At 61.4% G+C, this 25,912-nt stretch carries 19 protein-coding genes and 3 pseudogenes; 7 read left to right on the top strand and 15 right to left on the bottom strand.

The annotated features are described in order from the left end of the window. Nucleotides 1-132, top strand: a pseudogene (locus NH396_RS12240) (IS481 family transposase); the annotation flags it as partial. Between the two features lie 694 nt (nucleotides 133-826). Here the strand turns inward: NH396_RS12240 and NH396_RS12235 are convergent. From NH396_RS12235 to NH396_RS12200, 8 genes and pseudogenes are all read right to left on the bottom strand, one after another. After that, nucleotides 827-1,054, bottom strand: coding sequence for a glutaredoxin family protein (locus NH396_RS12235; protein WP_253064031.1), 228 nt, complete (start codon nucleotides 1,052-1,054; stop codon nucleotides 827-829). 97 nt (nucleotides 1,055-1,151) lie between these two features. Next, nucleotides 1,152-2,843: a GMC family oxidoreductase gene (locus NH396_RS12230; RefSeq protein ID WP_253064029.1), complete on the bottom strand. Its 1,692-nt coding sequence runs from the start codon at nucleotides 2,841-2,843 to the stop codon at nucleotides 1,152-1,154. A gap of 16 nt (nucleotides 2,844-2,859) precedes the next feature. Next, nucleotides 2,860-3,794 (bottom strand): annotated as a pseudogene (gene rihA / locus NH396_RS12225) (pyrimidine-specific ribonucleoside hydrolase RihA). A 178-nt stretch (nucleotides 3,795-3,972) separates the two neighbouring features. After that, nucleotides 3,973-4,626: a DsbA family oxidoreductase gene (locus NH396_RS12220; protein WP_253064028.1), complete on the bottom strand. Its 654-nt coding sequence runs from the start codon at nucleotides 4,624-4,626 to the stop codon at nucleotides 3,973-3,975. Between the two features lie 228 nt (nucleotides 4,627-4,854). Continuing rightward, on the bottom strand, nucleotides 4,855-5,850 hold the full coding sequence (gene mmuM / locus NH396_RS12215; protein WP_253064027.1) for a homocysteine S-methyltransferase: 996 nt from the start codon (nucleotides 5,848-5,850) through the stop codon (nucleotides 4,855-4,857). Then, nucleotides 5,840-7,264, bottom strand: coding sequence for an amino acid permease (locus NH396_RS12210; protein ID WP_253064025.1), 1,425 nt, complete (start codon nucleotides 7,262-7,264; stop codon nucleotides 5,840-5,842). The genes mmuM and NH396_RS12210 overlap by 11 nt, the downstream gene beginning before the upstream one ends. 333 nt (nucleotides 7,265-7,597) lie before the next feature. Beyond that, the gene (gene gabT / locus NH396_RS12205; RefSeq protein ID WP_253064049.1) at nucleotides 7,598-8,869 is read right to left on the bottom strand and encodes a 4-aminobutyrate--2-oxoglutarate transaminase; all 1,272 of its coding nucleotides are present in this window, start codon (nucleotides 8,867-8,869) and stop codon (nucleotides 7,598-7,600) included. Between the two features lie 138 nt (nucleotides 8,870-9,007). Then, nucleotides 9,008-10,501, bottom strand: coding sequence for an NAD-dependent succinate-semialdehyde dehydrogenase (locus NH396_RS12200; protein ID WP_253064023.1), 1,494 nt, complete (start codon nucleotides 10,499-10,501; stop codon nucleotides 9,008-9,010). A gap of 284 nt (nucleotides 10,502-10,785) precedes the next feature. Between NH396_RS12200 and NH396_RS12195 the strand changes: the two genes are divergently transcribed. Continuing rightward, nucleotides 10,786-12,264, top strand: coding sequence for a PLP-dependent aminotransferase family protein (locus tag NH396_RS12195; protein ID WP_253064021.1), 1,479 nt, complete (start codon nucleotides 10,786-10,788; stop codon nucleotides 12,262-12,264). A gap of 52 nt (nucleotides 12,265-12,316) precedes the next feature. Here the strand turns inward: NH396_RS12195 and NH396_RS12190 are convergent, their stop codons facing one another. Continuing rightward, nucleotides 12,317-13,513 (bottom strand): hypothetical protein, encoded by a 1,197-nt coding sequence (locus NH396_RS12190; protein WP_253064019.1) that lies wholly within the window; start codon nucleotides 13,511-13,513, stop codon nucleotides 12,317-12,319. Nucleotides 13,514-13,601: 88 nt separating this feature from the next. Beyond that, nucleotides 13,602-13,928 carry a helix-turn-helix transcriptional regulator gene (locus NH396_RS12185; protein WP_253064017.1) on the bottom strand — a complete coding sequence of 109 codons (327 nt, stop codon included), beginning with the start codon at nucleotides 13,926-13,928 and terminating at the stop codon, nucleotides 13,602-13,604. A 199-nt stretch (nucleotides 13,929-14,127) separates the two neighbouring features. Between NH396_RS12185 and NH396_RS12180 the strand changes: the two genes are divergently transcribed. Then, nucleotides 14,128-15,093, top strand: coding sequence for a permease (locus NH396_RS12180; RefSeq protein ID WP_253064015.1), 966 nt, complete (start codon nucleotides 14,128-14,130; stop codon nucleotides 15,091-15,093). Nucleotides 15,094-15,144: 51 nt separating this feature from the next. On the opposite strand, the gene NH396_RS12175 is transcribed toward NH396_RS12180, so the two are convergent. Beyond that, nucleotides 15,145-16,167 carry a patatin-like phospholipase family protein gene (locus tag NH396_RS12175; RefSeq protein ID WP_253064004.1) on the bottom strand — a complete coding sequence of 341 codons (1,023 nt, stop codon included), beginning with the start codon at nucleotides 16,165-16,167 and terminating at the stop codon, nucleotides 15,145-15,147. Between the two features lie 124 nt (nucleotides 16,168-16,291). Between NH396_RS12175 and NH396_RS12170 the strand changes: the two genes are divergently transcribed. Continuing rightward, nucleotides 16,292-16,522, top strand: a complete 231-nt coding sequence (locus tag NH396_RS12170) for a hypothetical protein (protein WP_253064002.1) — start codon at nucleotides 16,292-16,294, stop codon at nucleotides 16,520-16,522. Between the two features lie 45 nt (nucleotides 16,523-16,567). Here NH396_RS12170 and NH396_RS12165 read toward each other — a convergent pair whose 3' ends face one another. Continuing rightward, nucleotides 16,568-18,451, bottom strand: a complete 1,884-nt coding sequence (locus NH396_RS12165; protein ID WP_253064000.1) for a TonB-dependent receptor — start codon at nucleotides 18,449-18,451, stop codon at nucleotides 16,568-16,570. 449 nt (nucleotides 18,452-18,900) lie between these two features. Between NH396_RS12165 and NH396_RS12160 the strand changes: the two genes are divergently transcribed. Beyond that, entirely contained in the window at nucleotides 18,901-19,758 is an 858-nt protein-coding gene (locus NH396_RS12160) for an MBL fold metallo-hydrolase (protein ID WP_253063998.1), read from the top strand. A 154-nt stretch (nucleotides 19,759-19,912) separates the two neighbouring features. Here NH396_RS12160 and NH396_RS12155 read toward each other — a convergent pair whose 3' ends face one another. Together NH396_RS12155 and NH396_RS12150 are read right to left on the bottom strand one after the other, a co-directional pair. Beyond that, nucleotides 19,913-20,767, bottom strand: coding sequence for an SDR family oxidoreductase (locus NH396_RS12155; RefSeq protein ID WP_253063996.1), 855 nt, complete (start codon nucleotides 20,765-20,767; stop codon nucleotides 19,913-19,915). A gap of 198 nt (nucleotides 20,768-20,965) precedes the next feature. Next, nucleotides 20,966-21,319, bottom strand: a complete 354-nt coding sequence (locus NH396_RS12150; RefSeq protein WP_176677196.1) for a hypothetical protein — start codon at nucleotides 21,317-21,319, stop codon at nucleotides 20,966-20,968. A 425-nt stretch (nucleotides 21,320-21,744) separates the two neighbouring features. Between NH396_RS12150 and NH396_RS12145 the strand changes: the two are divergent. After that, a pseudogene (locus NH396_RS12145) lies at nucleotides 21,745-22,425 on the top strand (hypothetical protein); the annotation flags it as partial. Between the two features lie 267 nt (nucleotides 22,426-22,692). On the opposite strand, the gene NH396_RS12140 reads toward NH396_RS12145, so the two are convergent. Continuing rightward, a complete protein-coding gene (locus NH396_RS12140; protein ID WP_176677195.1) occupies nucleotides 22,693-23,133 on the bottom strand; it encodes a hemerythrin domain-containing protein in 441 nt (146 codons plus the stop codon). A 322-nt stretch (nucleotides 23,134-23,455) separates the two neighbouring features. Here NH396_RS12140 and NH396_RS12135 point away from each other — a divergent pair, with 322 nt between their 5' ends. Continuing rightward, nucleotides 23,456-25,894, top strand: coding sequence for an FdhF/YdeP family oxidoreductase (locus NH396_RS12135; RefSeq protein WP_176677194.1), 2,439 nt, complete (start codon nucleotides 23,456-23,458; stop codon nucleotides 25,892-25,894). Nucleotides 25,895-25,912 lie beyond the last annotated feature (18 nt).

Below are 25,912 nucleotides of genomic sequence, written 5' to 3'. Positions count from 1 at the left end.
CTCTATAACCACCACATTCCTCAGAGAGCACTACACCACAAAGCGCCTATAGCAGCAATGAAGGAGTGGCAGGTCGAACGACCTGAGCTGTTTACGCAAGCTATAGTCAATCAGACGGAACCCGACACATAATAAAAGTGATTATAAGTTCAAAAAGCACCCGTTGAATGCATTTGGTTTTCTGAGGATTGCAAGGCACTTTTTTAATGATTATGAGTTTGAACCACATAAAGTTGATGAGTTTACTTCAGTCATAGTTAAAAGAGATTCTAGCATCACTAGGGGTAAGTTTAATTTTTATCTCCGAGAAAATATAGCGACTGTGAAAAGATTTAAAGAGGTTTATGAGCAGCACAACCCTGAGAGCTATCTAACGCCTTATGATATTATTTGCTTATGTTTGTATGCTGGAGATCCTGAAAGCTTTGGGAATTTACTTACACAGATGGTCCGTGACAGTTTCGATGAGTGGAAGGAGTCAGGACAGTAAATTGCTCTTTCTTTGATGTAGAATCTACCGAAGTTAGATGCTTTCATAATTTGTGAGGTTTTTGATAAGTGGAGATGGCGTTTTGAATTAAGGGGGGGATCCGATAGCCGATTCTGAAAGTTAGCCTTTGGTGCTTAGCTAATTTTATGAATTTACTCGCATGGCAATCGTTAGCTTGGTATGGAGAGTCTGTAGTGGCAACGAGCATCAAGCTATACAGATCAGAAATTACTGGCAATAAAATTTCGTGCTATTTTATGAATCGCCCTCGTAGAGGGCGATTTTTGGGATGTTAATGTATGCTATGACAAATTACAGACGCGAATATTGATCAGCTCAACCCTTATACAACTGATTGAAGCCTTTGACGCTGAAACCCTTCAGGAATTGATCGCCAATCTTCAGGACAGGCACGCTGCGAAAGCCGGTCTTGGCGAATTCCTTCTGTCCTGCCGGTGATTTGACATCCACCAGGCGGAAGCCGATCTTCTGCTGCTCCAGATACTGCTTGGCTGTCTTGCAGTGGGGGCAGTTGGCCATGCTGTAGAGAGACACCCGTTTCATTGCTGTTGCTCCCGTGTTGATCGTTCCCGCGCGTAGCAGGCACCTGGCCTGAGATGATGGTGGGCAATGATAGCAGTCAGCTTTAGTGCCCTGAAAATCAGCCCTTGCGCGGGATATGACTCATCGCATGTTCCGCCAGTGCCGTGATGGTCAGGCTGGGATTGACGCCCAGGTTGGCGGCGAGCATCGAGCTGTCGCAGATCAGCATGTTGCGGTAATGGAAGACGCGATTCTGGCCATCGCAGACGCCGTCCTCGGGGGAGGCTGCCATGGCCGCGCCGCCCATGCAGTGCGCCGTGGTCGGGATGTTGAAGAGTATCTCGGGGATGCTGCTGCCGGGGATGGCGCCGATGGCCTCTGCGCCACGCGTGACGAAATCATTCGCCTCGGGAATGAAGGTCGGGATGCGCTTGCCCTCGGTGACCAGCGCCTTGCGTAGCGGCCAGTACCACAGGCGTTTGAGCGTCATGTTGAGGTGGCCATCCGCTGTCTGCATACACAGAAAGATGATCGTCTCCTTCGCGAAGCCCCACGGCAGCTGGAATTTCAGCGCGCGGCGCGGATTGGCCGCCACCACCTTCGCCATGGCCTTAAGCCACGAGAAGGGGCGTGTCCAGCCGGGCTTGCCCCTGGCCATCGCGGTGAACAGCAGCCCCATGAAATCGGAGCCCGCCGGATAGCGCGTGGCTTCGATATGGGTGTGCTCATCGATATGAATGCCGGAGCCGATGGCGATGCCCTTGGACATGTCATCGTGGCTGTCCGGCATGCGACAGCTGATCAGCGACTCCGCATTGGTGCGCACCCGCTTGCCCAGCGCGTTCGAGAGGTTCGGCAATGAGCCCTTGTCCCTGAGGTGGAACAGCAACTCCTGGGTGCCGAGCGACGAGCCCGCGAAGACGATGGACTGACAGGTGACACGGCGCTTGCCCAAGCCAAGATAGAGGCCGGCGAAGGTGGAGGGCACCGTCGTCACCGCATAGCCATCGGCCCCATCCGCCTTGCCATTGAGCGGCACGACATCGATCACCTTGGTCTCGGCGTGCACCTGGGCACCGTGCTTCTCGGCCAGGTACAGATAGTTCTTGTCGAGACTGTTCTTTGCGCCATGTCGGCAGCCCATCATGCAGCCCCCGCAGCCGATGCAGCTTTTCCGTTCAGGCCCTTCGCCAGCGAAGTAGGGGTCTGGATGCGCGCTACCAGCGGCTGGCGTGGCGCTTTCTCCCTCGGGGCCGAAGAAGATGCCGACCTCGGTGGGGTACCAGGTGTCTTCGCAGCCGGCGACTTCCGCCATGCGTTTCAGGTGGTGATCCGCCGGCGCGATGATCCGATTGGTCGTCACGCCGAGCATCTGCTTCGCCGTGGCGTAGTGCGCCGGCATCACCGCATGCCAGTCGTTGAGTCCCGCCCACTGGCCGTTGTCCCACACCCTGTCGGGCGGCACCAGCAGCGTCTGCGCATAGGTGATGGAGCCGCCGCCCACCGCGTTGCCATGCAGCACGATGACATGGCGGAAGAAGCTCATGGTGAAGAAGCCGCGCAGGCCCAGCATCGGCCGCCACAACCAGCGGCTCAGACGCCAGTTGGAGCGTGGCATGTTGTCCGGTGACCAGCGCTTGCCCTGTTCCATGACCGCCACGCGATAGCCTTTCTCGGTCAGGCGATGCGCGCATACCGAGCCGCCAAAGCCCGAGCCCACGATCAGGTAGTCGTGGTCGTGGCCGTGCTTGTAGCCATGGCCGTGCTCTTGTGGCGCAGCGGTACTGGCGTGGCGATCAGCGGTAGTCATCAGTAGTCACCAATGGTCATCGATAGCGCTTGAGCTGTTGCGCGAGCAGATCAACGAAGCCTTGGCGGTCGATATCGAACAGCACCTTGGCGTTGTGCGGTTTGCCGGTGAGCTGATAGCGGTCCACCACCGTCATGCCCTGGGTATGCTCGCCCTGTGTCTCGACCCCGACCCAGCACTCCACCGTGGTGAACAGCTCCGGCGCCAGCAGCCAGGTGATGGTGCAGGGATCATGCAATGGCGCGCCGTTGAAGCCCCACTTCGGATCGCGATGGTAAATCATGAAGAAGTCGAGCAGCTCCGCGACACACTGGGCGACGGGATTGTCGATGGTGCGGATGCGCGCGATGTCCTCATCCATGATCTGCGCCTGATGGGTGACATCCAGCCCGCACATGACGATGGGCAGGCCGGACTTGAACACCATGTCGGCGGCTTCGGGGTCGACGAAGATGTTGAACTCGGCGGCGGGCGTCCAGTTGCCGACACCGGCGGCGCCGCCCATCAGCACGATGCTGTCGATGCGCGGGTGCAGCTCAGGGTAGGCTGAGAGAAACAGCGCGATGTTGGTCAGCGGCCGGAGGGCACCAGCGTGACCTTCTGCTCACAGGCGCGGACCTTCTCGGCCATCAGCTCGATGGCGCTCTGGGTGGCAGGGGCAAAGCCGGGCTCTGGCAATTCAGGGCCATCCAGGCCACTTTCGCCATGCACGTTGTCGGCGATGATCAGCTCGCGCGCCAATGGCTTGGGCGCACCGCCCGCCACCGGGATATCATGGCGGCCCAGCAGGGTGAGCACCCGCAATGCGTTGTTGAGCGTCTTGTCGGGCGTCTGATTGCCGGCGCTGGTGGTGACGGCGAGTACGTCGAGCGCGTCTGAGCTGAGGGCCAGAATCAGCGAGATGGCATCGTCGTGGCCGGGATCGCAATCGAGAATGATGGGGCGCGGCATGCAGCAGTCCTTGTCGTGAGTCGTCTTGTTGTCGTGACCTGCTTCAATCAGCCTTTCCTTTATGCCTGAACGCAAAACGACACGCCATCCTGACCATTGGCGTGTCGTCTGTCTGTTCATGGCATTCGTGTCTGGTGCAAGCGCCCGGTGTCAGCGCTTGGTGTCAGCGCGTGGCAGATCAATCCGTCTGCTTGGCGCGCGCCTCATTGAGCATCTGTACCAGCACTTCCACCGGCTGTGCGCCGGGCACGTAGTACTGGCCGACGATGGTGCTGGGCACCGACTGGATACCGGCGTTGCGCAGCGCCTCCTGCTGGGCGGCGACTTCCTGCTCGCCCGCGTCGGAATCGAGGAAGGCCAGCGCCTGCTCGATGCTCAGGTCATCATCGTGCTGGCTTGCGATCTCGGCCAGTACCTGCCGGTCACCCACGTCCTTGCCATCGTGGAAGTAGGCGCTGAAGAGGGCTTCCAGCAATGGGCGCTCCGCCAGGCCCCTGGATTGCTGGCGCCAGACGATACGCTGGGCATCAGTGGAGTTGGGGGTGCGCTCCATCAGAGCATGACGGAAGGTGACGCCACTCTGCGCGCCGGCCTGGGCCACCTGGGCATCCAGTTCCGCGCCGCGCTCGACACTGCCGAACTTCTGCGCGCGGTAGTCGGCCCGCAGCATGCCTTCACGTGGCACCCACGGATTGAGCTGGAAGGGCAGGTAGTTCACGCGCACATCATCCTTGAAGTCGAGCTGCGCGATGGCGTCATCGAGATGGCGCTTGCCGATCCAGCACCAGGGGCAGACCACGTCGTAGGCGATCTGGATATCGAGCTGTGACATGGGGATTCTCCTGCTGATCTTTCATGCGCTCTTCACTACAGCGTGAAGGGCGCTGTGAGAGCACGTCGGAATGATTTTGAGCAATCGCTCATCAGTGTCCTGCCATCCTAGCGATTCGGGGCGCGGGACGCTAGCGAAAACGCCCTGACCGATCATGCGACATGACCGGGCAGGGCGTTCGGGTTCAGTGCTTGCTTGTCAGCGTCTGGCGCTTCGGGGATTGCTGTTTCAGCTCAGTGCCTTGCGCAGATCCGCCAGGGCGCGGATGTCGTCCGGGCCGGTGCGGCAGCAGCCACCGATGGCCGTGGCGCCGGCGGCCAGCCAGCGCGGTGTCCAGCCGGCGAGATCATGATCGTGATCAAAGCTGTGGCCATCAGAATCTACCGAAACGGCGCAGGCGGCAGACCAGGTCTTGGTGACCGGGTCATAGACCTCGCCGGAGTTCGGGTAGATGACGATGTCCTTGTCGGTCTCGCCTCTAATCTCACGCACCAGCGATTCGATGTGCTCAAGCGCGGTGCAGTTGACGCCGATGGCGACCACCTGCTCGCAGTCGGCGATGGCGCGCACGGCGTCACGGATCGGCGTGCCGTCGCTCAATTCGGTGGCGTTGCGCGCGCTGAAGGCGATCCAGGCACGCGCCGTGGGGAAGTCATCGCGCAGCAGGTTACACACGGCCTGGGCTTCCTCGGCACAGGGCAGCGTCTCGACGGCGAGCACGTCCGGCTTGGCATCCAGCAGCGTGGCGAGGCGGGCACGGTGGAAGTCGCGCAGGCCGGCGCGGTCCAGCGCGTAGCCGCCACGGTATTCGCTGCCATCGGCGAGCCAGGCGCCATAGGGGCCGACGGAGGCCGCGACCAGCGGTGGGCAGTCCAGGCGCTCCGGATGGGCGGCCAGATAGTCGCTGCGGGCCTGCGCGGCCAGGGTCACGGAGCGCTGGATCAAGGCGCTGGCCTGGGTCTCGCTCAGACTGCGTGCCATCAGGCCCTCGAGCGTTGCCTGATAGCTGGCCGTGGTGGCGACATCGGCACCGGCCTCGAAGTAGGCGCGGTGGACATCGACGATCGCCTGCGGATTATCGGCGAGCACCTTGGCGGACCACAGCGAGTCGTTGAGATCGAACCCGGCACGCTCAAGCTCGGTGGCCAGGGCGCCATCGACGATCATGAAGGGCTTTCGCGCGGTGATGGCGCTCAGCGGATTGCGGGTGGCATCAGCGGGCATCGAGGGCCTCCTGCGGAGTCGGGTTGGCAGAATTCGCGGCGTCGGCAGACGTGCGATAGGTCAGATAGTGCACCAGATAGCACAGCGCCACGAAGGGCACGCCGAAGTAGAGCGCGATGCGCTGGTTGGGGTCAAAGGCGATGCCGATGCAGGCCAGCGCGCAGAACAGGAAGGCGGCAATCGGCACGACGGGATACAGCGGCGCGCGGTAGGTCAGCTCGCTGGCACTATGGCCGGCCTTCCGCCACTGGCGGCGGAAGCTGAACTGACTGGCGGCGATCGCCATCCACACCAGCACCACGGCCAGCCCGGAAATCGACACCAGCGCCAGATAGAGTGTGTCCTCGGCATACACGCTGGAGAGCAGCGACAGCAGGCCGCCGAGCATGGTGATCAGCAGTGCGGGCACCGGAATGCCGCGCTGATTGACGCGACTGAACACGCGGGGCAGCGTCTTCTGGTCGGCCAAGGTCCACAGCATGCGTGAGGCGGCGTAGAGGCCGGAATTGGCCGCCGACAGCAGTGCGGTGATGATCACGAAGTTCATGATGTCCGCCGCGTAGGGAATGCCGGTGAGCTGGAAGACCGCCACGAAGGGGCTTTCCTTGAGGCCGGCGCTGTCCTGCGGCAACAGGGCGGCGATGACGATGATGGTACCGATGAAGAAGACGATCAGTCGCCATAGGGTGGCGCGGATCGCCAGCGGCACGTTCTTCTCGGGGTTCTCGCTTTCGCCGGCGGCGATGCCGATCAGCTCGGTGCCGGAGAAGGCGAAGCTGACGGCCAGCAGCGTCATCAGGATCGGCATCACGCCGTGATCGAACACCCCCTCCTGCAGGATACGCGTGACGCCCGGCGCCTCGACGTTACCCGCCAGGGGCGTGAAGCCGAACATGGCGGCGGCGCCCACCGCGATGAACACGATCACCGCGGCGACCTTGATCAACGACAACCAGAATTCGGATTCGGCGAAGAAGCGCGCCGAGACGATGTTCATGCCGAACACGATCAGCGAGAAGATGGCGCACCAGATCCACGGTTCGACACCGGGGAACCAGCGTCCCATGAACACGGCGGAGGCGGTGAATTCCGACCCCAGCGCCACGGCCCAGGTCAGCCAGTAGAGCCAGGCCACGGTATAGCCGGTGGCAGGACCCAGATAAAGAGTGGCGTGGGCGCTGAAGGCACCGGGTTCCGGGTGATGCACGGCCAGTTCGCCGAGACACATCATCACCAGATAGACCACCAGGCCGCCGATCAGATAGGCGAGTACCGCACCCGCCGGGCCCGCCTGCTGGATGGTATAGCCGGAGCTGAGAAACAGGCCGGTGCCAATGACACCGCCCAGTGACAACATCACCAGATGGCGCTGCTGCATGCTGCGTTTGAAGTCGGTGGCGTTGCTGTCAGACATGGGAAGGGATACTCGAGGTGCTGCCGTGAAGAAGACCTTCGTCAAGGCAGCCGTCTTTCAGAATGGCGTATTGCATGGCAGTTACCCGCCAGAGTGGATAGGGATTCGCCGAATATCATAATTTAATCAATGATTTGCCTCAAAAGACGGCTTGGGTTGATTGGCTATATGGTTAGATGGGTAACGAGGTGGTGATCCAGGGCTCTCGACCGGGCTTTCTTGTGACCTCTCGATTACTGATCTCGGTAGGGGTTGAAAATTCAGAACGGCCACCCGAAGGTGGCCGCTGTTTTTGTACATGCTTGCGCTAGACGTTCTGCGTCAGGCAAGTGATCAGGCGAGGCTTTCCAGCGCCTTCTCGACGATGTCGAGACCTTCTTCCAGCACTTCAGGCTCGACCGTCAACGGCACCAGCACGCGGATGGAGTTGGAGTAGAAGCCACAGGACAGCAGGATCAGTCCCAGCTCCTTGGCTTTGGCACACACGGCCGCCGTTGCGGCGGGGTCTGGCTTGCCATCGGCGTCCACCAGCTCGAAGGCCGCCATGGAGCCCTGGTTGCGTGAGTGCGCGACATGCGCGAAGCGTTCTTCCCACTTGGCGAAACGCGCGGCCAGTTGCTCGCCCATCTGGGTGCTGCGCTCCAGGATGTTCTCTTCGCGAATGACGTCGATCACGGCCAGGGCCGCGGCGCAGGACAGCGGGTTGCCGCTGTAGGTGCCGCCCAGCGACCCCGGACCGGAGGAGTCCATCACCTCGGCGGTACCGACGACGGCCGACAGCGGCATGCCGTTGGCCAGACTCTTGGCCATGGTCATGATGTCGGCTTCGACGCCACTGTGTTCCATCGCGAACAGCTTGCCGGTACGTGCGAAGCCGGACTGCACTTCATCGGCGATCAGCAGGATGCCGTGCTCGTCACACAGCTCACGCAGGGCGGTCAGGAAGCTGGGTGAGGCGATGTAGAAGCCGCCTTCGCCCTGTACCGGCTCGATGACGATGGCCGCAGTACGATGCGGTGCGATGTCAGTCTTGAACAGGGTGCGGATGGCGTTCAGGGACTGCTCTTCGCTGATGCCGTGAATCGGGTTCGGGTAGGGCGCACGGAAGATGTCACCCGGCATCGGGCCGAAGTCGTTCTTGTACGGCAGCACCTTGCCGGTCATCGCCAGGGTCATCATGGTGCGGCCGTGGAAGGCGCCGTCGAAGGTGATGACGCCGCTGCGTCCGGTGGCGGCACGCGCGATCTTGATGGCGTTCTCGACCGCTTCCGCGCCGGAGTTGACCAGCAGGGTCTTGCGTTCCGGGCCACGTACCGGCGTCAGCTCGGCCAGCTTCTGGCTCAGTTGCACATACGGCGCGTAGGAGATGACGCCCGCGGCAGTGTGCATGACCTTGTCGAGCTGCGCCTTGACGGCGGCGACGACCTTCGGATGACGATGACCCAGGTTGAGTACACCGATACCGCCCGCGAAGTCGATCCAGCGATTGCCATCCGCGTCCCAGATTTCCGCGTTCAGTGCGGTATCGGCGAACTGTGGTGTGGCGGTGACGGCACCCTTGGCGACGTACTTGTGCTTGAGGACGTCGAGTTGTTCGTTGCTCAGCTGAGAGTGGCTCATGTCAGGCTCCTTTTCTTGTTGCCGGTGGCATGGTGCGGGCCATGCCACCATTGTCTTGTAAACGTGGTGGGATAACGTCGCGAGACGTCCCCCGAGGCATCGTCGCGAGGCGTCTTCACAACATCAGAGGCCGCCGATGCAGACGTACTTCAGCTCGGTGAACTCTTCCAGACCGTGGTGCGAGCCTTCGCGACCCAGACCGGATTCCTTGATGCCACCGAAGGGGGCGAGTTCGGTGGAGATCAGGCCTTCATTGACGCCGACCATGCCGTATTCCAGCGCTTCCAGCGTGTGCCAGATACGACGGTAATCGTTGGCGTAGAAATACGCGGCCAGCCCGAACGGGGTGTCGTTGGCCATCGCGATGGCTTCCTCGTCCTTGCCAAAGCGGAACACCGGCGCCAGCGGGCCGAAGGTTTCTTCCTCCGCGACGACCATGTCGGTGGTGACATCGGCCAGCACGGTCGGCTCGAAGAAGCTGTGACCGAGAGTGTGCTTCTTGCCGCCGGTGACCAGGCGCGCGCCCTTGCTGACGGCATCATCGACGTGGCTCTGCACCTTGTTGACGGCCGCGTCATTGATCAGCGGGCCGATGGTGTTGCCTTCGACCAGGCCATCACCGACCTGCATGCTCTCGACACGTGCCGCGAGCTTCTCGACGAAGGCGTCGTAGACACCGTCCTGAACGAGGAAGCGGTTGGTGCACACGCAGGTCTGGCCGGCGTTGCGGAACTTGGAGGCGATGGCGCCATCGACGGCCGCATCCAGGTCGGCATCATCGAAGACGATGAAGGGTGCGTTGCCGCCCAGCTCCATCGCGGTCTTCTTGACGGTGGAGGCACACTGCGCCATCAACGTCTTGCCCACCGGCGTGGAGCCGGTGAAGGACACCTTGCGGATGCGCGGATCGGTGGTCAGCACTTCCCCGATGGCGATCGGCTTCATGGCGGTGACGACACTGATCAGGCCCTTCGGCAGGCCGGCTTCCAACGCCAGGTCCGCCAATGCCAGTGCGGTCAGCGGCGTGGCTTCGGCCGGCTTGATGACTACCGCGCAGCCAGCGGCGATCGCCGGGGCGCACTTGCGGGTGATCATCGCCAGCGGGAAGTTCCACGGCGTGATCGCGGCCACCACACCGATCGGCTCGCGCAGTACCATCAGGCGCTTGTCGGCGCCGTGGGACGGCAGGGTCTCACCGGCCATGCGCTTGGCTTCTTCGGCGAAGAATTCGATGAAGGAGGCACCGTAGGTCACCTCGCCACGCGACTCCGCCATCGGCTTGCCCTGTTCCAGCGTCATCAGCTGGGCGAGGTCTTCACGGTGCGCCAGCACCAGATCGAACCAGCGGCGCAGCAGCGCGGAACGCTCCTTCACCGGCACCTTCTTCCATGCGTTGCCGGCGATCTCGGCTGCGGCGACGGCGTCACGGGTGTCATCGGCGCTGACCTCGGCGACACGCGCCAGCTGCTCGCCGGTGGCCGGATTGGTCACGTTGAAGGTGGTGCCGGTCTCGCGGTGCTCGGTACCGATGAGCGCCGGGACGAAGACGTCGCTGCTGGTTTCCGAGTTGACGTAGCGCTTCAGGAAGTCGCTGATCGGGAGGGCGGAACGGGACATGTGAAGCTCCTGCTGCTGGCGATTGTTGTTGGACACGAATATTGACCTGCGGGAATGGGTGCGATGCCCGCCTGAACTGATGAAACACACGCTACCAGTACCATGCCCGATGGCGAATAGACCAATTTTGCGTTTGACTGGACCAATCGGCAGGGGCTGCGGATAATCAGGGCTGAATGGGCGCTGCGCGCCGTCTGTCAAGCGAGTGACTGGCGGGGGGTTGGACAACCTCGGGAAGCTGCGTGACAGCACTACGACAACGTCAACGACAACGGGAGACCGGGATGGAACTGGCCGCGCTGGAGCCGCTGATCGAATGTTACCGCCGCCAGTCCGAGACGTTGGGCAAGCAGGTGAGGCTGGAGCAGGCGTTGCTCGAGGTGATTCGTGAGCAATGGCCGCTGGGCGCACGGCTGCCGCCGCATCGCAAGCTGTGTGAGGCGCTGGGGGTGGCGCGCAATACGCTGGCCTTGGCGATCAAGTCGCTGATCGAGGAGGGCTATCTGCACACTGGACAGGGGCAGGGCACCTGGACGCGTCGCCCGCATGCTGCCAAGGCCCGCAGTGGCTCTCTGGAGGCTGCGACGGCTCCATTGCCGCTTTCGCATCGTGCCCGCCGAGTGCTGGGCGGGCAGGGGGCGAGTCTGATCCAGAGTGGCGCCTTCGTGCCGGGCATTCCGGACATCGCGCGCTTTCCGATGCGCAAGTGGCGTCAGCTGTATGCCAGCGTTACGGTGCCGCACAACGCGTTGCTGCTGTCGTATTCCAGCGGTGGCTATGGCCCGCTCAAGCGGGAGATTCGGGATTTTCTGCGCCGCTGGCGCAACATCGATTGCGATACCCAGCAGATCATCATCACCGAGGGTACCCACCACGGCATCGAGCTGTGCGCGCTGGCGCTGGCGGATGCCGGGCAGCGGGTGGTGATGGAGTCACCGTGTTACTGGGGGGCGCGCAATGTCTTTCTGGCCGCAGGCCTGGAGACCCGGCAGGTTGCCTGGCGACCGCTGGGCGATACCACCGGCTCGGCAGGGCATGATCTCGCCGCGCTTGGCGAGGGGACGGTGCAGATCGCCTACTTTACCGGCTCGCATCATTATCCGCTGAGTGTGCCCACCTCGCGGCGTGACAAGCAGAGACTGTGCGAGGCCTGTCAGCCCGCCTATATCCTCGAGGATGATTACGAGTTCAGCGGTGATGATCACGGTGAGCTGCTGTTTGATCCCGATTCCGGCAATCGCCTGCTGGTGGGGTCGTTCTCCAAGCTGATGTTTCCCGGGCTGCGGCTGGGCTATCTGGTGGTGCCGCGCGCACTGGCCGGGCCGATGAACCGCCTGCGCAGCGAGGTGTTTCGTGAAGGGCGCATGCTGGATCAGGCGGTGTTGGCGCAGTTCATCGCCGATGGCGACCTCGATGCCTGGTATCAGCGTATCCAGCGCGATTATCTCGGTCGGCAGCAGGTGGTGCACGACCAGCTGAGTCAGGTGAAAGGGATCATCAGTGTCTCGCCGCCATCGCGGGGTATCAGCCTGTGCGTGCAGTTCGCCCCGGAGATCGACGATCAGCGCGTCGCGCAGCTGATGGTCAAGGAGCATCTGATCGTACGGCCACTGAGCATGGTCTGCAGCGGCGAGGATTCGCGGCGCGGACTGGTGCTGGGAGTCGGCATGCTGGCGGGCGAGAGTCTGGTCAGTGAGGTGGCGCGTCTGAGGCGCACCCTGGAGAGCATCCTGAGTATGCGGGATATTCGGCGGCACAACTGAAAACGCCTTCGCCGGACCGGCGAAGGCGTGGTATCGACACCGGTTGCGGGCGTTATTTTGCCTGCTGCATGCGCTCGGTCAGCTTGCGGAATTCCTCGCGCATGGCGCTGTTCTCGAAGCTGGTGGCGACCGGTACCTGCAGGCCGGCCAAGGTGTCGAAGGTCTTGACGCCCTGGCGGATCAGGTCGGCGACGTGGGCGCTGAGCTTGACGGTGCGATAGGTATTGGTCGCCACCGCAAGCTCGCGCTGGCTCTTGGTCAGAGAGGTCGTGACGCGGTCGCGCTGCTCGGTGACCAGCGAGCGATACAGGTTGATCGTCTTGAGCGTCAGCGCATTGGCGCGGATGTTGTTCTCAAGGCTCTCGCGGGATCCGCCTTGCTTGATCAGCGTGTGGGCTTCTCGCGTGGTGGCCTCGGCTTCGTCGGCGAAGCCTTGCAGTTGCGGCAATACCTCATCATTCACGCGCGTGATGAAGTCCTGCTGCATGGTCACGATCATGCGGTGAAGCATGACGACCATGCCGTAATAACGGCGCGCGTAGTCGAGGTTCTCGCCACTGTCGCGGGTCAGCTCGGCGAGCTGCTGGGCCACCGACTTGATGCTGGCGAACACGACACTCATGGTCAGCACATCATCGCCGACTATCGAGGACAGCCACACCTGGACCTGGTCCGGCGTCAGGGTGATGCCGATCTCCTCGAGTCGCGCGGCCAGCTTGCCTTCCAGCGTGGTCAGCTCGCCCTGGTAGGCTGCGATGTTCTTCTCATGCGCGGCGATCAGCAGATCATAATCGCCGCGCGTGCTGGCGGTGAATTCGCGCAAGGTATCGGTGGGCGTGAGGCGCGTCAGCGTCGAGACATCGGTGTCCGGCGCGAGGATGCGCTTTTCCTTCAACTCGGAAATCTCGCTGCGCGATTCGCGAATCTTCTCCTCGACCTGGCGGTAGGTGCTGCGCAGTGTCGAGAGTTGTGGCACGTCGAGGGCCTGCATGGCTTCCTCGATCATCTCGTCCATATCGCTGCGCGCAGACGCTTGATCGCGGCTGATCCATGCCTCTTCCGGCAAGGTATCCATTTCATCGAAATAGCTGACCGCCTTCTTCAGGGTGGCGAAGGCTTCCGGCTGGTCGTAATCCATGTCCTGTGCAGCAAGTGCCGGCGAGGCGGCCAACGTCGTCATCGTCAGGCCAAGCCCGACCAGCCAGGCGCGCAGGGAAGGGATGGGGAAATCATCAGGCGCTTTGGGCATGCAAGGGTCTCGATTGATCAAACTGCTCGGCAGCGCAGGGTAGCAAAATCGCTGACAGGCGTCTTGCGACGCCCGAAGCGCTTGGTCATCACTCCTGGTCAGCATCTGGCGCAGGCACGACCTCTTCCTCGAGCCCGATACAGCACTCGTTGCACAGAAATTCGATCACCGCCTGCAGGTGCCCGTACTGCGGCACGCAGATGATGCTGCGCCCCTGTTTCTTCTGGGTGATCAGGCCGACGGCGGCCATGCGACTGAGGTGATGCGAGAGCGTGGAGCCCGGGATTTCCAACGCATGCTGGATGTTGCCCACCGTGGCACCGTCGAAGCCGGCCCTCACCAGAAAGCGGAAGATCGCCAGGCGGTGAGGGTTGCCCAACTCGGCAAGGCTGGCGGCAGCGGCATCATGTTCCATGGCAGTCATCCTGTTAAGCGTGTCGTCTGAGGAGGTGAAAGCATATATTTCGATATTTCCGGAATTGTAGTTGACACAAGCGTGAGCTGCAATCTAGGCTTTGCATCGTTTCCACGTTTCTAGAAATATAGAGTTTGGAAGCGAAAGTTCTGGAAATATACATCCTGGTATGTAGGGCCTAGCAATTTAGAGGTATGCAATGTCTGACTCACTGTACGACGCCCTGGGCATGTTTGCCTTCCTGGCGGTAGAACTCTCGGTATTGTTCCTGTTGATCAGCCTGCTGGTCGGGGTGTTGCAGCGACATATCCCGCCATCCCGGGTCGAGGCGCTGCTGAGCGCCAGTCGCCGCAGCAGTTACTTCATGGCCGCTGGCCTTGGTGCCATCACGCCATTCTGCAGCTGCTCGACCATTCCGATGCTCAAGGGCTTGATACGTGCCCGCGCCGGCTTCGGGCCGATGATGGTCTTCCTGTTCTCATCACCGCTGCTCAACCCGATCATCATCGGCCTGTTGCTGGCCACCTTCGGCGCCAGACTCACCGCCGTCTATGTGACGGCCGCGCTGGGCGTGGCACTGGGGGCGGGCTGGTTGCTGCAGGCGCTGGGGTTCGAGCGCTTCATCCGCCAGGACAAGGTGCAGGACGTCTCGAGCTGTGGCACCAAGGAGCAAGCCACCGGCGGTCGTGGTTCAGACGTCGCCAGTACCAGCAGCTGTGGGGCGGCGGTGGTCGCGGAGGCAACGCGCAAGCCCGAGGGGCGTTATCACGGCCTGGTGCGTGAGGCCTGGAATGACTTCGTGAAGGTGATTCCGTATCTGTTGATCGGCATCGCCATCGGCAGTGTCATCTATGGCTTCATGCCGACGGAGCTGCTGGTGCAGTACGCCGGCCCGAGCAACCCGTTGGCCATTCCGGTCGCGGCGGTGATCGGCGTGCCACTCTATATTCGCGCGGAAGCGGTGATTCCGCTGGCCTCGGCATTGATGGCCAAGGGCGTGGGGGCGGGGACGGTGCTATCGTTGATCATCGGCAGTGCGGGCGCCAGCCTGACCGAGCTGGTGCTGCTGCGCTCATTGTTCGGTATCAAGCTGATCCTGGCCTTCGTGACGGTGATCTTCGCGATGGCGATGATCGCCGGTTACGCCACCTATCTATTGTTCTGACCGCTGCTGTGCTGACGGCTGGCGTTCCAGCGGCAGGCGTTCGAGAGAAGATCATTCGGGTTGATAGGCTTGCGGCCGGCCGGTGAGTGGGTCGATGCGATCAAGTGAGGGCCCTTGATAGCGGTCGGTGATCAGGGCCACCACGGCGTCACCATATTGCTCGAACCAGAAATCGCCCATGGCCTTCAGATGCTTGATGTTGGTGGGGCTGATGTCATCCATCGCGTCATCAGGCGCCTTGAGCATGCCGGGCTGTGGGCGCATCTCGGCATTGACGCGGATGTAGCTGCCCGGCGGCGAGAGGGTGATGGCCTGATAGCCGACCACCTTCTCATCGGAGAGCACGTCGATCAGGCTGCCTTCCAGTACCCACTGCACTGCGCCCCAGTGCTGTGAATCCGGGCCATTGATCTTGCGCGTGCGTGTTCCGGTGCCGATCGACAGCACGCGACGCGGCTCATGCGGCCACAGGCGACAGGCTTCGGCGATGGCGCACATGGTGGGGTTGTTGGCGATGACGCCGCCATCGATCAGCCAGGTCTGCTCGTTGTCCGGCCCGAGCTTCATGTCGCGGGTCGGGAAGTAGGTGGGCGCCGCGCTGGAGGCGTCCGCGACCTGCCAGGCCAGCAGCTTGTGATGCTCGCGCTTGCTCGACTTCAAGACATGCGGGCGGCGTCGCTCGATGCCGTAGGTGACGACAAGCACCTGTTTGCCAGCGGGGACATCCCTGAGCTTGGCCTGGCCGAGATGCTTCTTGAGCATTGCGCTCTTGCCCTTGGCCTCGTACTTGGGCGCATTGATGCCATCGAGTTCGAACCAGCCGCGGTTGTCGGCGAAGATCTGCCTGGCGCTGGTCACGCTGTAGAGCCCGTTGATGTCCTCGAGGCTCATGTTGGTGGTGGCCAGCGCCAGCGCGATCAGGCTGCCGGTACTGGTGCCCGCATAGAAATTGACCTGCTCACGCAGACTGGTCTGGTGGGCATTTCTGAGTGTCGCATCGACACGCATCAGGAATTGCGCGGTGGCCGCCCCGCGTATGCCGCCGCCATCCAGTGAAAGAATCAGCTTGGACAAGCTTGCCTCCTGCAGAGCGGGTAACGCTCAGTCCTGTCAATGGCAACGCCTGTGGCTGCTATCCGCATAGAACGCCCGTGGCTGCTTTCAGAATAGAGAGGCCACTGGCTTTCAGCCGACTGAAATGACTGATGCGGACAAACAGCAGGGCCTGATACTGGCAGTGAGAGCAGAGGTGACAGGCCAGCGAGGCACTGAAGACGAGACAAGGGGGGAGGCGGAAAGAGAAGAGAAAAGAAGAGAGAAAAGAGGAGAGAGGAGAGAGGAGAGAGGAGAGAGGAGAGAGGGGAACAGAAGAGGAGAGAAGAGAGGCGTGTCGAGGAAAGCCGCGATTATCTCCCATGCAGCGGGCTGATCGCTCACTGCATGGGAGGCAAGCCGTTGGCGGCCGGAGTCAGTGTTAGAGGGTGTAGTCGACGCCGACCCACAGGCGGCGGCCATCTTCCACGTAGCCGAAGTCGTCGTAGCGCACACGCTTGTCGAACAGGTTGTAGAGGCCGGCGCTAAGTGTCAGCTGAGTGGTGGCATCGAAGCTGACGCCGGTATCGACGATCGTGTAGGACGGCGCGATGACGGTACGACTGGTGACACCGGTAGCTGGCTGGGTCTCTTCGCCACGCCAGTCGACTCGTGTCCAGTGATTGAGGCGATGGTTGAGCTGCCAGTCCAGCTGAGCCGTGGCTTGGTGGCGGGGAATCTGGGTCAGCGGTTGGCCCTTGTTCTCGCCACTGGTCTGCTCGGAATCGGTATAGGTGTAGCTGAGTGCCAGCGCGAGGTCGTGACTCAGCTCCTGATTGAGACTCAGCTCGACGCCCTGGGTGACGGCACTGTCGACGTTGTTGTACCAGCGCGCATCATCCGCGCCGCCGGCGCAGGCGCCATCCGGGCACAGTTCGGTGACGATCTTGTCATCGAAGTCGCTGCGGAACAGGGTCACGCCCGCCTGGGTGCCTCTGGCATTGTCATACAGCAGGCCGATCTCGCGGCTGAGAGAGGTCTCGGCTTCCAGACCCGGATTGCCGTAGATATCGCCGCCGCGACTGTCCTGTACCCAGTTGTCGGCGACCTGACGCAGACTCGGCGCCTTGTAACCGGTCGCTACGCCCGTCTTGAGTGTCCAGTTGTCGGCCAGTTGATAGACGCTGTAAAGACGCGGTGACAGGTGGCTGCCGTAGTTCTCGTCTTCATCCAGACGTACGCCACCGGTCAGCGCCCAGTCGTCGGTCAAGAGCCATTCGTCCTCGGCGAACAGCGACCAGCGGCTGTTGCGGATCTCGTTGATGTCGCTCAGGGCGTTGGTGTCGTTGTCCTCGAGGTGCTCCTCCTCGAAGCTCACGCCCAGGGTTGTTAGGTGATCGCCCAGCGGAATCAGCGCGTTGCTGCTCGCCTTGGTATTGTTCAGGGTGATGTCACGGCTATCGTTGCGTGACGTCTCGTACTGAACGTAGGAATTGGTGCTGGCGCTGGCCCAGTCACCCTGATGACTCAGGCTGAAGCGGCGAGTATCCCAATCACGATCACTGTCCTGGCCCTGACTGCGGCCTTCCTCGGTCTGGCGATTCTGGTCGTGATAGGCGAATTCGGCCTCGATGCGCTGGTTGTCGTCCGGCGTGAGGCTGAGCTTGGTGTCGAGGTCCTGACGCTTGCGCTGTGGGTAGCCGCGCGTGATGTCATCTTCCTGGCGCGTGGTCTGTCCGGCGCTGACGCTCAGGCCCAGCAACCCATCGATGAGCGGGCCCGAGGTGCGAATGCGGCTCTGGCGTTCATGTCCCGACACGCTGTGCTGAGGGATGAAGGTGTCATAGTGCAGATTGGTGACCCATTCCTCCTGTGTCTTGCGGGTGATGATATTGATGACCCCGCCGATGGCATCGGAGCCATAACGCGTCGACATCGGGCCACGTACTACCTCGATACGCTCGATCGCTTCAAGTGACGGCAGCCAATCCTGCTCGAAGCCACCACTGCCGCTCGGTCGCGTATCACGGCTATCGATCGGGCGGCCATCCACCAGAATCAGCGTGTATTCACCGGGCATGCCACGAATGCTGATGTCCTTGGAGTATCCGCCGCTGGATACCGTCACGCCGGGTAAGCCGCGCAGCGCATCGGTGAGGTCGCTGTAATGACGGCCTTCAAGGCTCTCACGCGTGATCACGCTCATGGAGGCCGGGGCATCCTTGACCATCTGATCATGCCCGGACGCGGTGACGACGATGTCTTCCAACTGGTCGGAGGCATGGCTCGGGAGTGCTACTAGAGAGGGAAGCGTCGCCAGCGCCAACAAGACTGCTGAGCGTGAAGCCGAGAAATGGCCAGGTGCAGATGGGTTATGAGCGGGTAGGAGCGCTGGCATCGATTGGAGTTCCCCAGATTATCTTTATGTATGTGCATCATTCGTGCACTTTTTGAATGATAATGCTTTGCATTGATGCTGCGCAACGCACTGTTGCGAAAAAGTGACGTTGGTGACAGTCTTCAGTTGCTGAATCCATTCATCTTGGTGAGATAGGGCTATCTATGTGGAATTCTCGGCGAGTTACGGCAGGGCTGTTGGCTGGGGTGATCGGCCTGCCGCTGTCAAGTGTTGCCTTGGCCAGCGCGGCATCGCAGCCAGTCGATGCTCCTGCTGCGACGGCGATGTCGCCGCTTGCGACTCAGCTTGCGCAACGGGGATTGGCGGCGGGTGAGGGATATCCGGGCCTTCACAGTCTATGTAGCCTCGAAGCTCCCTTGGTTGACGCCAGCAAGCGCCATCGACACTCGGAGGGTGAGACTGCCAAACCCAAACCCAGATCGAAGCCCTCCGCTGACAAGCGCAAGTCGCTGGGGCCGCACAAGGTATTCGACAATCTCTACTTCGTCGGCAATGGCCAGGTTTCGAGCTGGGCCTTGACCACCTCCGAGGGCATCATCCTCATCGATGCGATGAACACCCCGAATCAGGCCGAGACCATCATCGCGCCGGGCATGCGCGAGCTGGGTCTGGACCCTGCCGATATTCGCTATCTGGTGATTACCCATGGCCATGGCGACCATTACGGCGGTCAGTCCTGGATCGTGGAGCAGTATGCGCCCGAGGTGATCATGACCAAGATCGATTGGGACATGCTGGATGACCCCGAGCAACGCATCGACAACCCGCGCTGGGGGGAGCCGCCAGAGCGGGATCATCAAGTCACCGACGATGAGAGGCTGACGCTGGGTGACACCACACTCGGCATGTACATCACGCCCGGGCATACTCCCGGCACGCTGTCGTTGGTGTTCCCGGTCAAGGATGGCGATGAGGTGCATCACGCTGTGCTGTGGGGCGGGACTGGCTTCAACTTCGGGCCGGACGAAGCCAGATTGCGCGGCTACTCTGCCTCGGCGTCACGCATGCATCAGATTGCACAAGAGGCAGGTGTCGACGTCTTCCTGTCAAATCATCCCAAGCGAGATGGCACCCCCGGACGAATCGCGGCGCTCGAGACTCGCAAGCCAGGCGGTGCACACCCCTTCGTGACCGGCGATCAGGCACTGGGCTCGCTGGATCTGCTCAGTGATTGCACGCTGGCTCAGGCCGAGCGTCTGCGTGCCGCTCGCTGAACCATCTCTGCGGACATAGCCCACGACATACAAAACGGGCCGCCTATTTTGGGCGGCCCGTTTTGTATCGACAAAGGCGCATAGAGATAGAGCATGTCGCATCAGCATGTCGTATCACATCCGGTTTGCTCAGGTGCGTGCTGAAGGTCTGCGATCAGGTGTTGAGCACGACGCCACCATTGAGATGAATCGTCTGGCCTGTCATGTAGCTTGAGTCTTCGCTGGCCAGATAGACGTAGGCAGGGCCCATTTCGCTTGGCTGGCCTGGGCGTTCCATCGGTACCTGCTGGCCGAAGTTGGCGACCTTTTCATCCTCGAAGCTGGCGGGGATCAAGGGAGTCCACACCGGGCCGGGCGCGACGGCATTGACGCGAATACCGCGGTCCATCAGCGTGCCGGACAGTGAACGTACCAGTCCCTGGATGGCGCCCTTGGTGGCGCTGTAATCGATCAGGCTGTCATTGCCCTTGAAGGCGTTGACGGATGAGGTGGCGATGATGGAATCGCCTTTGGAGAGGTGTGGCACGGCGGCCTTGATCATGTAGAAGTGACTGAACAGATTGGTCTTGAAGGTACGCTCGATCTGCTCATCATCGATCTCGGTCACGTCATCCCAGTCGTACTGCTCGGCGGCATTGTTGACCAGAATATTGATCTGTCCGAATTCCCCCATCGCGCCCTCGACGACCTTGCGGCAGAAGGCCGGGTCGCCGATATCCCCTGCGATGCGGCGTCCGCGTCTGCCCTCGGCTTCGATCAATCGGATGGTCTCCTGGGCATCGACTTCTTCACTGCCCAGGTGCGTGATCAGACAATCGGCACCCTCGCGTGCGAAGTGCACGGCGGCGGCGCGACCGATACCGCTGTCACCACCGGTGATGACTGCCACCTTGCCCGTGAGCTTGCCACTGCCGCGATAGCTCTCGCGGATGTACTCAGGCTTGGGGTCCATGCGATGTTCATCGCCCGGTTGATGGTTCTGATGCTGTGGGGGCTGTTGCTGAGTCATGCCGTCACCTTTGGTTCGTTGATCGTGAATGCGCTGGTGCGCGTTCAGACGCTGAACGTCTACCCACAGATCTGTGGACGATCGCGACGGATTAAACCCTTCATGATGATTTTCTTGTTTAGCAATATTAAAACGCCCAGTTCCGCATGAAAGGGACTGGGCGTCGGAGTTAAGCGTCATCAGCAGACCTGGCGGTTGTCAGGAGGCGATATCCTCATGCTTGTCATGTATGGTGGCTGGCGTACTGGCGCCCGCTGCCATGGCCTGCGCAAGTGGAACACGCGGCTCGCTTTCCTCGGTCTGTTCTATTCCGTGCAGGCTCGGCAGATTGGCAGGATCATGCCCGGGGCCGGTTTCGAGGCTGGGCAATGCCTTGCGAATGATGCTGGCGCACAGAGCACGGTGTGCATGCAGTGTCAGACCTTCCCGCTCGAGGAATTGCAGCAGCCGAGTGGCTGAGACCAACGCGACGATGGGATGGAGATCACGAAAGTGTTCCTCGACCTGGCTGGCACTGATCGTCGCGAGTTGCTCCGGATGGGTATGCGGCATCGAAATATCCTCTTTGCGAGTTCCGATGAGTCGGAATCTTGAATGATTCTCTATGTATCACGCTGTGATGATGGCCGTAGGCTGACCTGCCTGCATCGTGACCCAAGTGCCGTCCCTTGCATGACAACCATCGATCAGAGTGAAGATTCATACTGAGAGTGTTCGCTTTGAGCGAGTGCTGCGTTCTTCAATGGGTAGTATTAGAGAATTCGCGAATATCTTCCAGCCTTGATGCGCGCATGTTCTCATTTTTTATCGTGGTTTCGCGAAACTTCATGCCTTCGCGCAGGCGGATACCTGCCACGGGGTTCCGACTGTTAGACTAACGCTCCCCCATGTCGTACAGATGTCCGTCATGTTGAATATAGTCAGGATGGCCACCAAGCCACCTGACAGATGATCATTTTTCCTTCTATGGATGTGCCATGAAACGCTTTGTGCTGCTCGATACCGCGCCGATCCCCGGCACGACGGATTCGTTGTGTCTGTTCGAGTATGGCGAGGACTTCGTCATCAAGATCGAGAGCGGCAAGGGCGGGCAGCTGATGAATACCCGCATGCATGGTTCGGAAGATGCGCTGGCAGAGATTCCTGCCGGTCTGCTCAAGAGTCGCGGCACGGCCTCGGCGCCGCAGCGCGTTCTGATCGGCGGACTGGGGATGGGCTTCACGCTGGCCGCCGCACTCAAGCACTTCAAGGCCGATGCCGAGGTGGTCGTCGCCGAGCTGGTGCCGGGAGTGGTGGCCTGGAATGATGGCCCGCTGGGGGCCAAGGCGGGCTACCCGATTCGGGATCCGCGCACGACCGTCGAGAATCGCGATGTGGCCGAGGTGCTGCGTGAAGCGCCCGGCGGCTTCGATGCCATCATGCTGGACGTGGACAATGGCCCGGAAGGCCTGACCGCGGATGAAAATGACTGGCTCTACAGTACCGAGGGGCTGGCGGTATGCGCCAGGGCGTTGCGACCGGCTGGCATTCTGGCGGTGTGGTCGGCCACGGCCGATGCGCGCTTCTCGCAGCGTCTGTCGCGGGCCGGTTTCAAGGCCGATGCGCGTCAGGTGTACGCGCATGGCACGTCCGGAGCCAAGCATACGATCTGGATCGCCCGCCATGTCGGACGTTCCGCGACCTCCGAGGCCAGGCCAGCGGCGGGCAAGGGTGAGAAGAAGGGCAAGCGTGCTGGTGGCATGTTCAAGGGTGCTGGGGGGAAAGGCAGTCGCCGCCGGTAAGGTCGTGTGGCCGGGCGTCAGACTCTTTTGCTTAACATCTCGACCACCATCAACGACAACGGGCTGGCCACTGCATGTGGCCAGCCCGTTTCATATCCTGCTGGTCTACTGTCGCGCGTCAGGCGCTAGGCATCAGGAGACGTATCAGGCTGCTTCGCGCGCCTTCATGTCCTGATGATATTCCTCGGCAAGCTGTTTCTTGGTGGCCTCATCGAAGACACGGCCTGCCAGCTGGAAGACTTCCTGCTCTTCCTCATCCAGGTGGTGGGTGACCAGGTGCTGTAGCTGCTTGGCGGCGGCCAGCCAGCCGGGAGAGCTGTAATCGGTCGCTTCCAGCTTCTCTACCAGCTCGTCGATCTCGTGATGCTCGGCCACGCTGTGACGCGCTTTCTCCTGCGTCATGTCGTGTTCCATCATCGGAATGTAGAGCGCTCGTTCCTCTGCTCCCGCGTGGTGGGTCAGCGACTCCTTGAGGCGCTTGAACAGGTCATCGCGCGGCTCGCTGTCGCCTTCGGTCTGTACCAGCATGTCCAGCAGGTGGCGCTGTTCGTCGTGGGTCTCGCGCAGGGCTTCAAAAATGGTCATGGTCCGGCTCCTCATCAGCTTTGGCTTCTTGAGTTGCTTGGCAAGGCCAATGGCACATCCTGATCAATGGCTTTCCTGGTCGGGAGGACTTGCTTGCATCAGGAGGTCTTGCTTGCGCCGAAAGGCCTTGCTTGTGTCAGGTTTGTACAACTCTGGTGGCGGATCGGCGGAAGTTCAAGTGCGCAACGCCGATCGACCTTGAAAAAGGGTCTCGTCGAGGCAAGTGATGAATCATTGCCCACCTTTTGCCTGCCTCTCTTCCCGGGTCGATGTCTTGTGACTGACGCCGATGAAGTGAGCGAGCGCCGCCAGGAGCCACGACATGTCACACGATGAGACCACGCCAGTCGATTCATTCAGCTCGAAGGGGTCGCACGCGCCGGCGTTGTCCGCTTCACTTGCGGGCAGCCAACTGAACCGGCCGCCGGGTGGCGGCTGGCCATCGCTCAAGGCGGTGGAGACCTTCATCTGGCAGGAGCATCTGCCCGTCAAGGGCCACCTCAGCCTGATGAAGATGAACAAGCCGGATGGCTTCATCTGTCCGAGCTGTGCCTGGCCGAATGGGGACAAGCCCAAGGGGGCCAATTTCTGTGAGAATGGTGCCAAGGCACTGGCATGGGAGGCCACGCGTGAGCGCGTGAGCGATGAACTCTTCGCTCAGAACACCGTGAGCCAGCTTCGTGAGTGGGCGGATCATCATCTGGAGAAGGAAGGGCGCCTGACGCATCCGCTGCGCTACAACGCAGCTGAGGATCGCTATGAGGTCACCAGCTGGGAGGCGGCCTACGCCGAGATTGGTGAGCGTCTCAAACAGTATGATGACCCGAATCAGGTCGAGTTCTATACCTCGGGGCGTACCTCCAACGAGGCGGCCTTCCTGTTCTCGCTGTTCGGGCGCATGTACGGCACCAACAACTTCCCGGATTGCTCGAACATGTGTCACGAGACCACCTCGCGGGCACTGCCGGAGTCCATCGGCATCGGCAAGGCGACGGTGAATCTCGAAGACTTCAAGCAGGCCGATGCCATCTTCATCTTCGGCCAGAACAGCGGCACCAACAGCCCCCGCATGCTGGGGGATCTGCATGAGGCGCGGGGACGCGGTGCCGAGGTGGTCAGTTTCAATCCACTGCGCGAGCGGGCGCTGGTGAGCTTCGCCGACCCCCAGTCGCCGAAGGACATGCTGAGCGGCAAGGGCGTCGAGATCAGTACTCAGTATCATCAGTTGCGCATTGGCGGTGATCTCGCTGCCGTGCAGGCGATGTGCAAGTACGTGATCGAGGCCGACGATGCGCTGCGTGAGCGCAATCCGCATGCGGTGGGGCTGCTGGATCACGACTTCATCGCGCAGCATACCCATGGCTTCGACGCCTTCGCTGATCACTGCCGTGGACTCGACTGGCAGGAGCTGGTCGAGATGTCGGGCCTGACACGTGAGTCGCTGGAGCAGGCCGCGCAGACCTATCTTGAGGCGGAGCGCGTCATCTGCTGCTGGGGCATGGGTATCACCCAGCATGCTCGGGGTGGCGATACCATCCAGCAGATCGTCAACCTGCTGCTGTTGCGCGGCAATATCGGCAAGCCGGGTGCCGGGCCCTGTCCGGTGCGCGGACATTCCAATGTGCAGGGCGACCGCACCGTGGGGATCGAGAATCTGCCCACTGATGCCATGCTTGACGCCTTCGATCGAGTCTTCGATATCCAGTGTCCGCGCGAGAATGGTCATGATGTCGCTGAATGCTGTGAAGCGATCCTGCGCGGCGAGGTGCGCGCCTTCATCGGCATGGGCGGCAATTTCTTCCGCGCGATTCCTGATCAGAAGCGTGTGGTGGAAAAGGTGCGCGAGCTGGACATGACGGTGCATGTCGCCACCAAGCTCAATCGCAGCCATCTGCACCCCGGCAAGCATGGCTGGGTACTGCCGACCCTGGGGCACAGCGAGCGCGATCTCCAGGCAGGTGCCGATGGCAAGGGGGCCGAGCAGGTCACCAGTGTCGAGGACGGCATGTGCAATGTCTCGCCCTCGCGCGGTGTAATGGCGCCGGCGGACCCAGGTCTGCACTCCGAGATCGCCATCACCTGTCAGTTGGCCAAGGCGACGTTGCCGCCGCATCCCACCCTGGATTGGGATTGGCTGCAGGCGGATTACGCTCGGATCCGTGATCGCATCGAGCAGGTCTTCCCGCAGATCTTCCCCGACTACAATGCGCGCCTGGCTCAGGGCGGCTTCCATATCCGCATCGCCCCGCGTGAGCGCATCTGGCACACGGACACGGGGCGCGCCAACTTCCTGTTCCCTGAGGGGCTGGGCACCGATGAGGAGGGGTTGAACAAGGTCACCCATGAGACGCTGGACATGGATAGCACCTTCCTGCTCAGCACCATGCGGGGCCATGACCAGTTCAATACCACCGTCTACTCCAATGATGACCGCTATCGCGACGTCTACGGCACGCGCATGGTGGTGATGATCAGCCCACGGGACCTCGAGACGCTGGGCCTTCACGAGGGGCAGCGGGTGCGGCTGGAGACCGTGAGCGAGGATGGTGTCGAGCGCAGCATGGCCGGCTTCAAGCTCAAGGAATACGACATCCCTACCGGCTGTCTGGCAGCGTACTACCCGGAAACCAATGATCTGATTCCGCTGGATCACCGTGATGCGCGTAGCAACACGCCCGCCTCGAAATCGGTGCCGGTCCGGTTGCGCCTGATGGACAGCGAAGAGGTCAATGCCACGGAGGGTGTGTTGGCGAGCAGTTGAAGGGCTTCAGCATGAACC

The sequence above is a fragment of the Cobetia sp. Dlab-2-AX genome, from assembly GCF_024124625.1.
Classification (GTDB): Bacteria; Pseudomonadota; Gammaproteobacteria; order Pseudomonadales; family Halomonadaceae; genus Cobetia.
This window is presented reverse-complemented; position numbering and strand designations above follow the sequence as displayed.

Bases quoted from the DNA above. Each gene is read 5' to 3' on its own strand.
- NH396_RS12235 (WP_253064031.1), bottom strand. From the start codon at position 1,054: ATGAAACGGGTGTCTCTCTACAGCATGGCCAACTGCCCCCACTGCAAG.
- NH396_RS12230 (WP_253064029.1), bottom strand. From the start codon at position 2,843: ATGACTACCGCTGATCGCCACGCCAGTACCGCTGCGCCACAAGAGCAC.
- NH396_RS12220 (WP_253064028.1), bottom strand. From the start codon at position 4,626: ATGTCACAGCTCGATATCCAGATCGCCTACGACGTGGTCTGCCCCTGG.
- mmuM (WP_253064027.1), bottom strand. From the start codon at position 5,850: ATGCCCGCTGATGCCACCCGCAATCCGCTGAGCGCCATCACCGCGCGA.
- NH396_RS12210 (WP_253064025.1), bottom strand. From the start codon at position 7,264: ATGTCTGACAGCAACGCCACCGACTTCAAACGCAGCATGCAGCAGCGC.
- NH396_RS12200 (WP_253064023.1), bottom strand. From the start codon at position 10,501: ATGTCCCGTTCCGCCCTCCCGATCAGCGACTTCCTGAAGCGCTACGTC.
- NH396_RS12195 (WP_253064021.1), top strand. From the start codon at position 10,786: ATGGAACTGGCCGCGCTGGAGCCGCTGATCGAATGTTACCGCCGCCAG.
- NH396_RS12190 (WP_253064019.1), bottom strand. From the start codon at position 13,513: ATGCCCAAAGCGCCTGATGATTTCCCCATCCCTTCCCTGCGCGCCTGG.
- NH396_RS12185 (WP_253064017.1), bottom strand. From the start codon at position 13,928: ATGGAACATGATGCCGCTGCCGCCAGCCTTGCCGAGTTGGGCAACCCT.
- NH396_RS12180 (WP_253064015.1), top strand. From the start codon at position 14,128: ATGTCTGACTCACTGTACGACGCCCTGGGCATGTTTGCCTTCCTGGCG.
- NH396_RS12170 (WP_253064002.1), top strand. From the start codon at position 16,292: ATGACTGATGCGGACAAACAGCAGGGCCTGATACTGGCAGTGAGAGCA.
- NH396_RS12155 (WP_253063996.1), bottom strand. From the start codon at position 20,767: ATGACTCAGCAACAGCCCCCACAGCATCAGAACCATCAACCGGGCGAT.
- NH396_RS12150 (WP_176677196.1), bottom strand. From the start codon at position 21,319: ATGCCGCATACCCATCCGGAGCAACTCGCGACGATCAGTGCCAGCCAG.
- NH396_RS12140 (WP_176677195.1), bottom strand. From the start codon at position 23,133: ATGACCATTTTTGAAGCCCTGCGCGAGACCCACGACGAACAGCGCCAC.
- NH396_RS12135 (WP_176677194.1), top strand. From the start codon at position 23,456: ATGTCACACGATGAGACCACGCCAGTCGATTCATTCAGCTCGAAGGGG.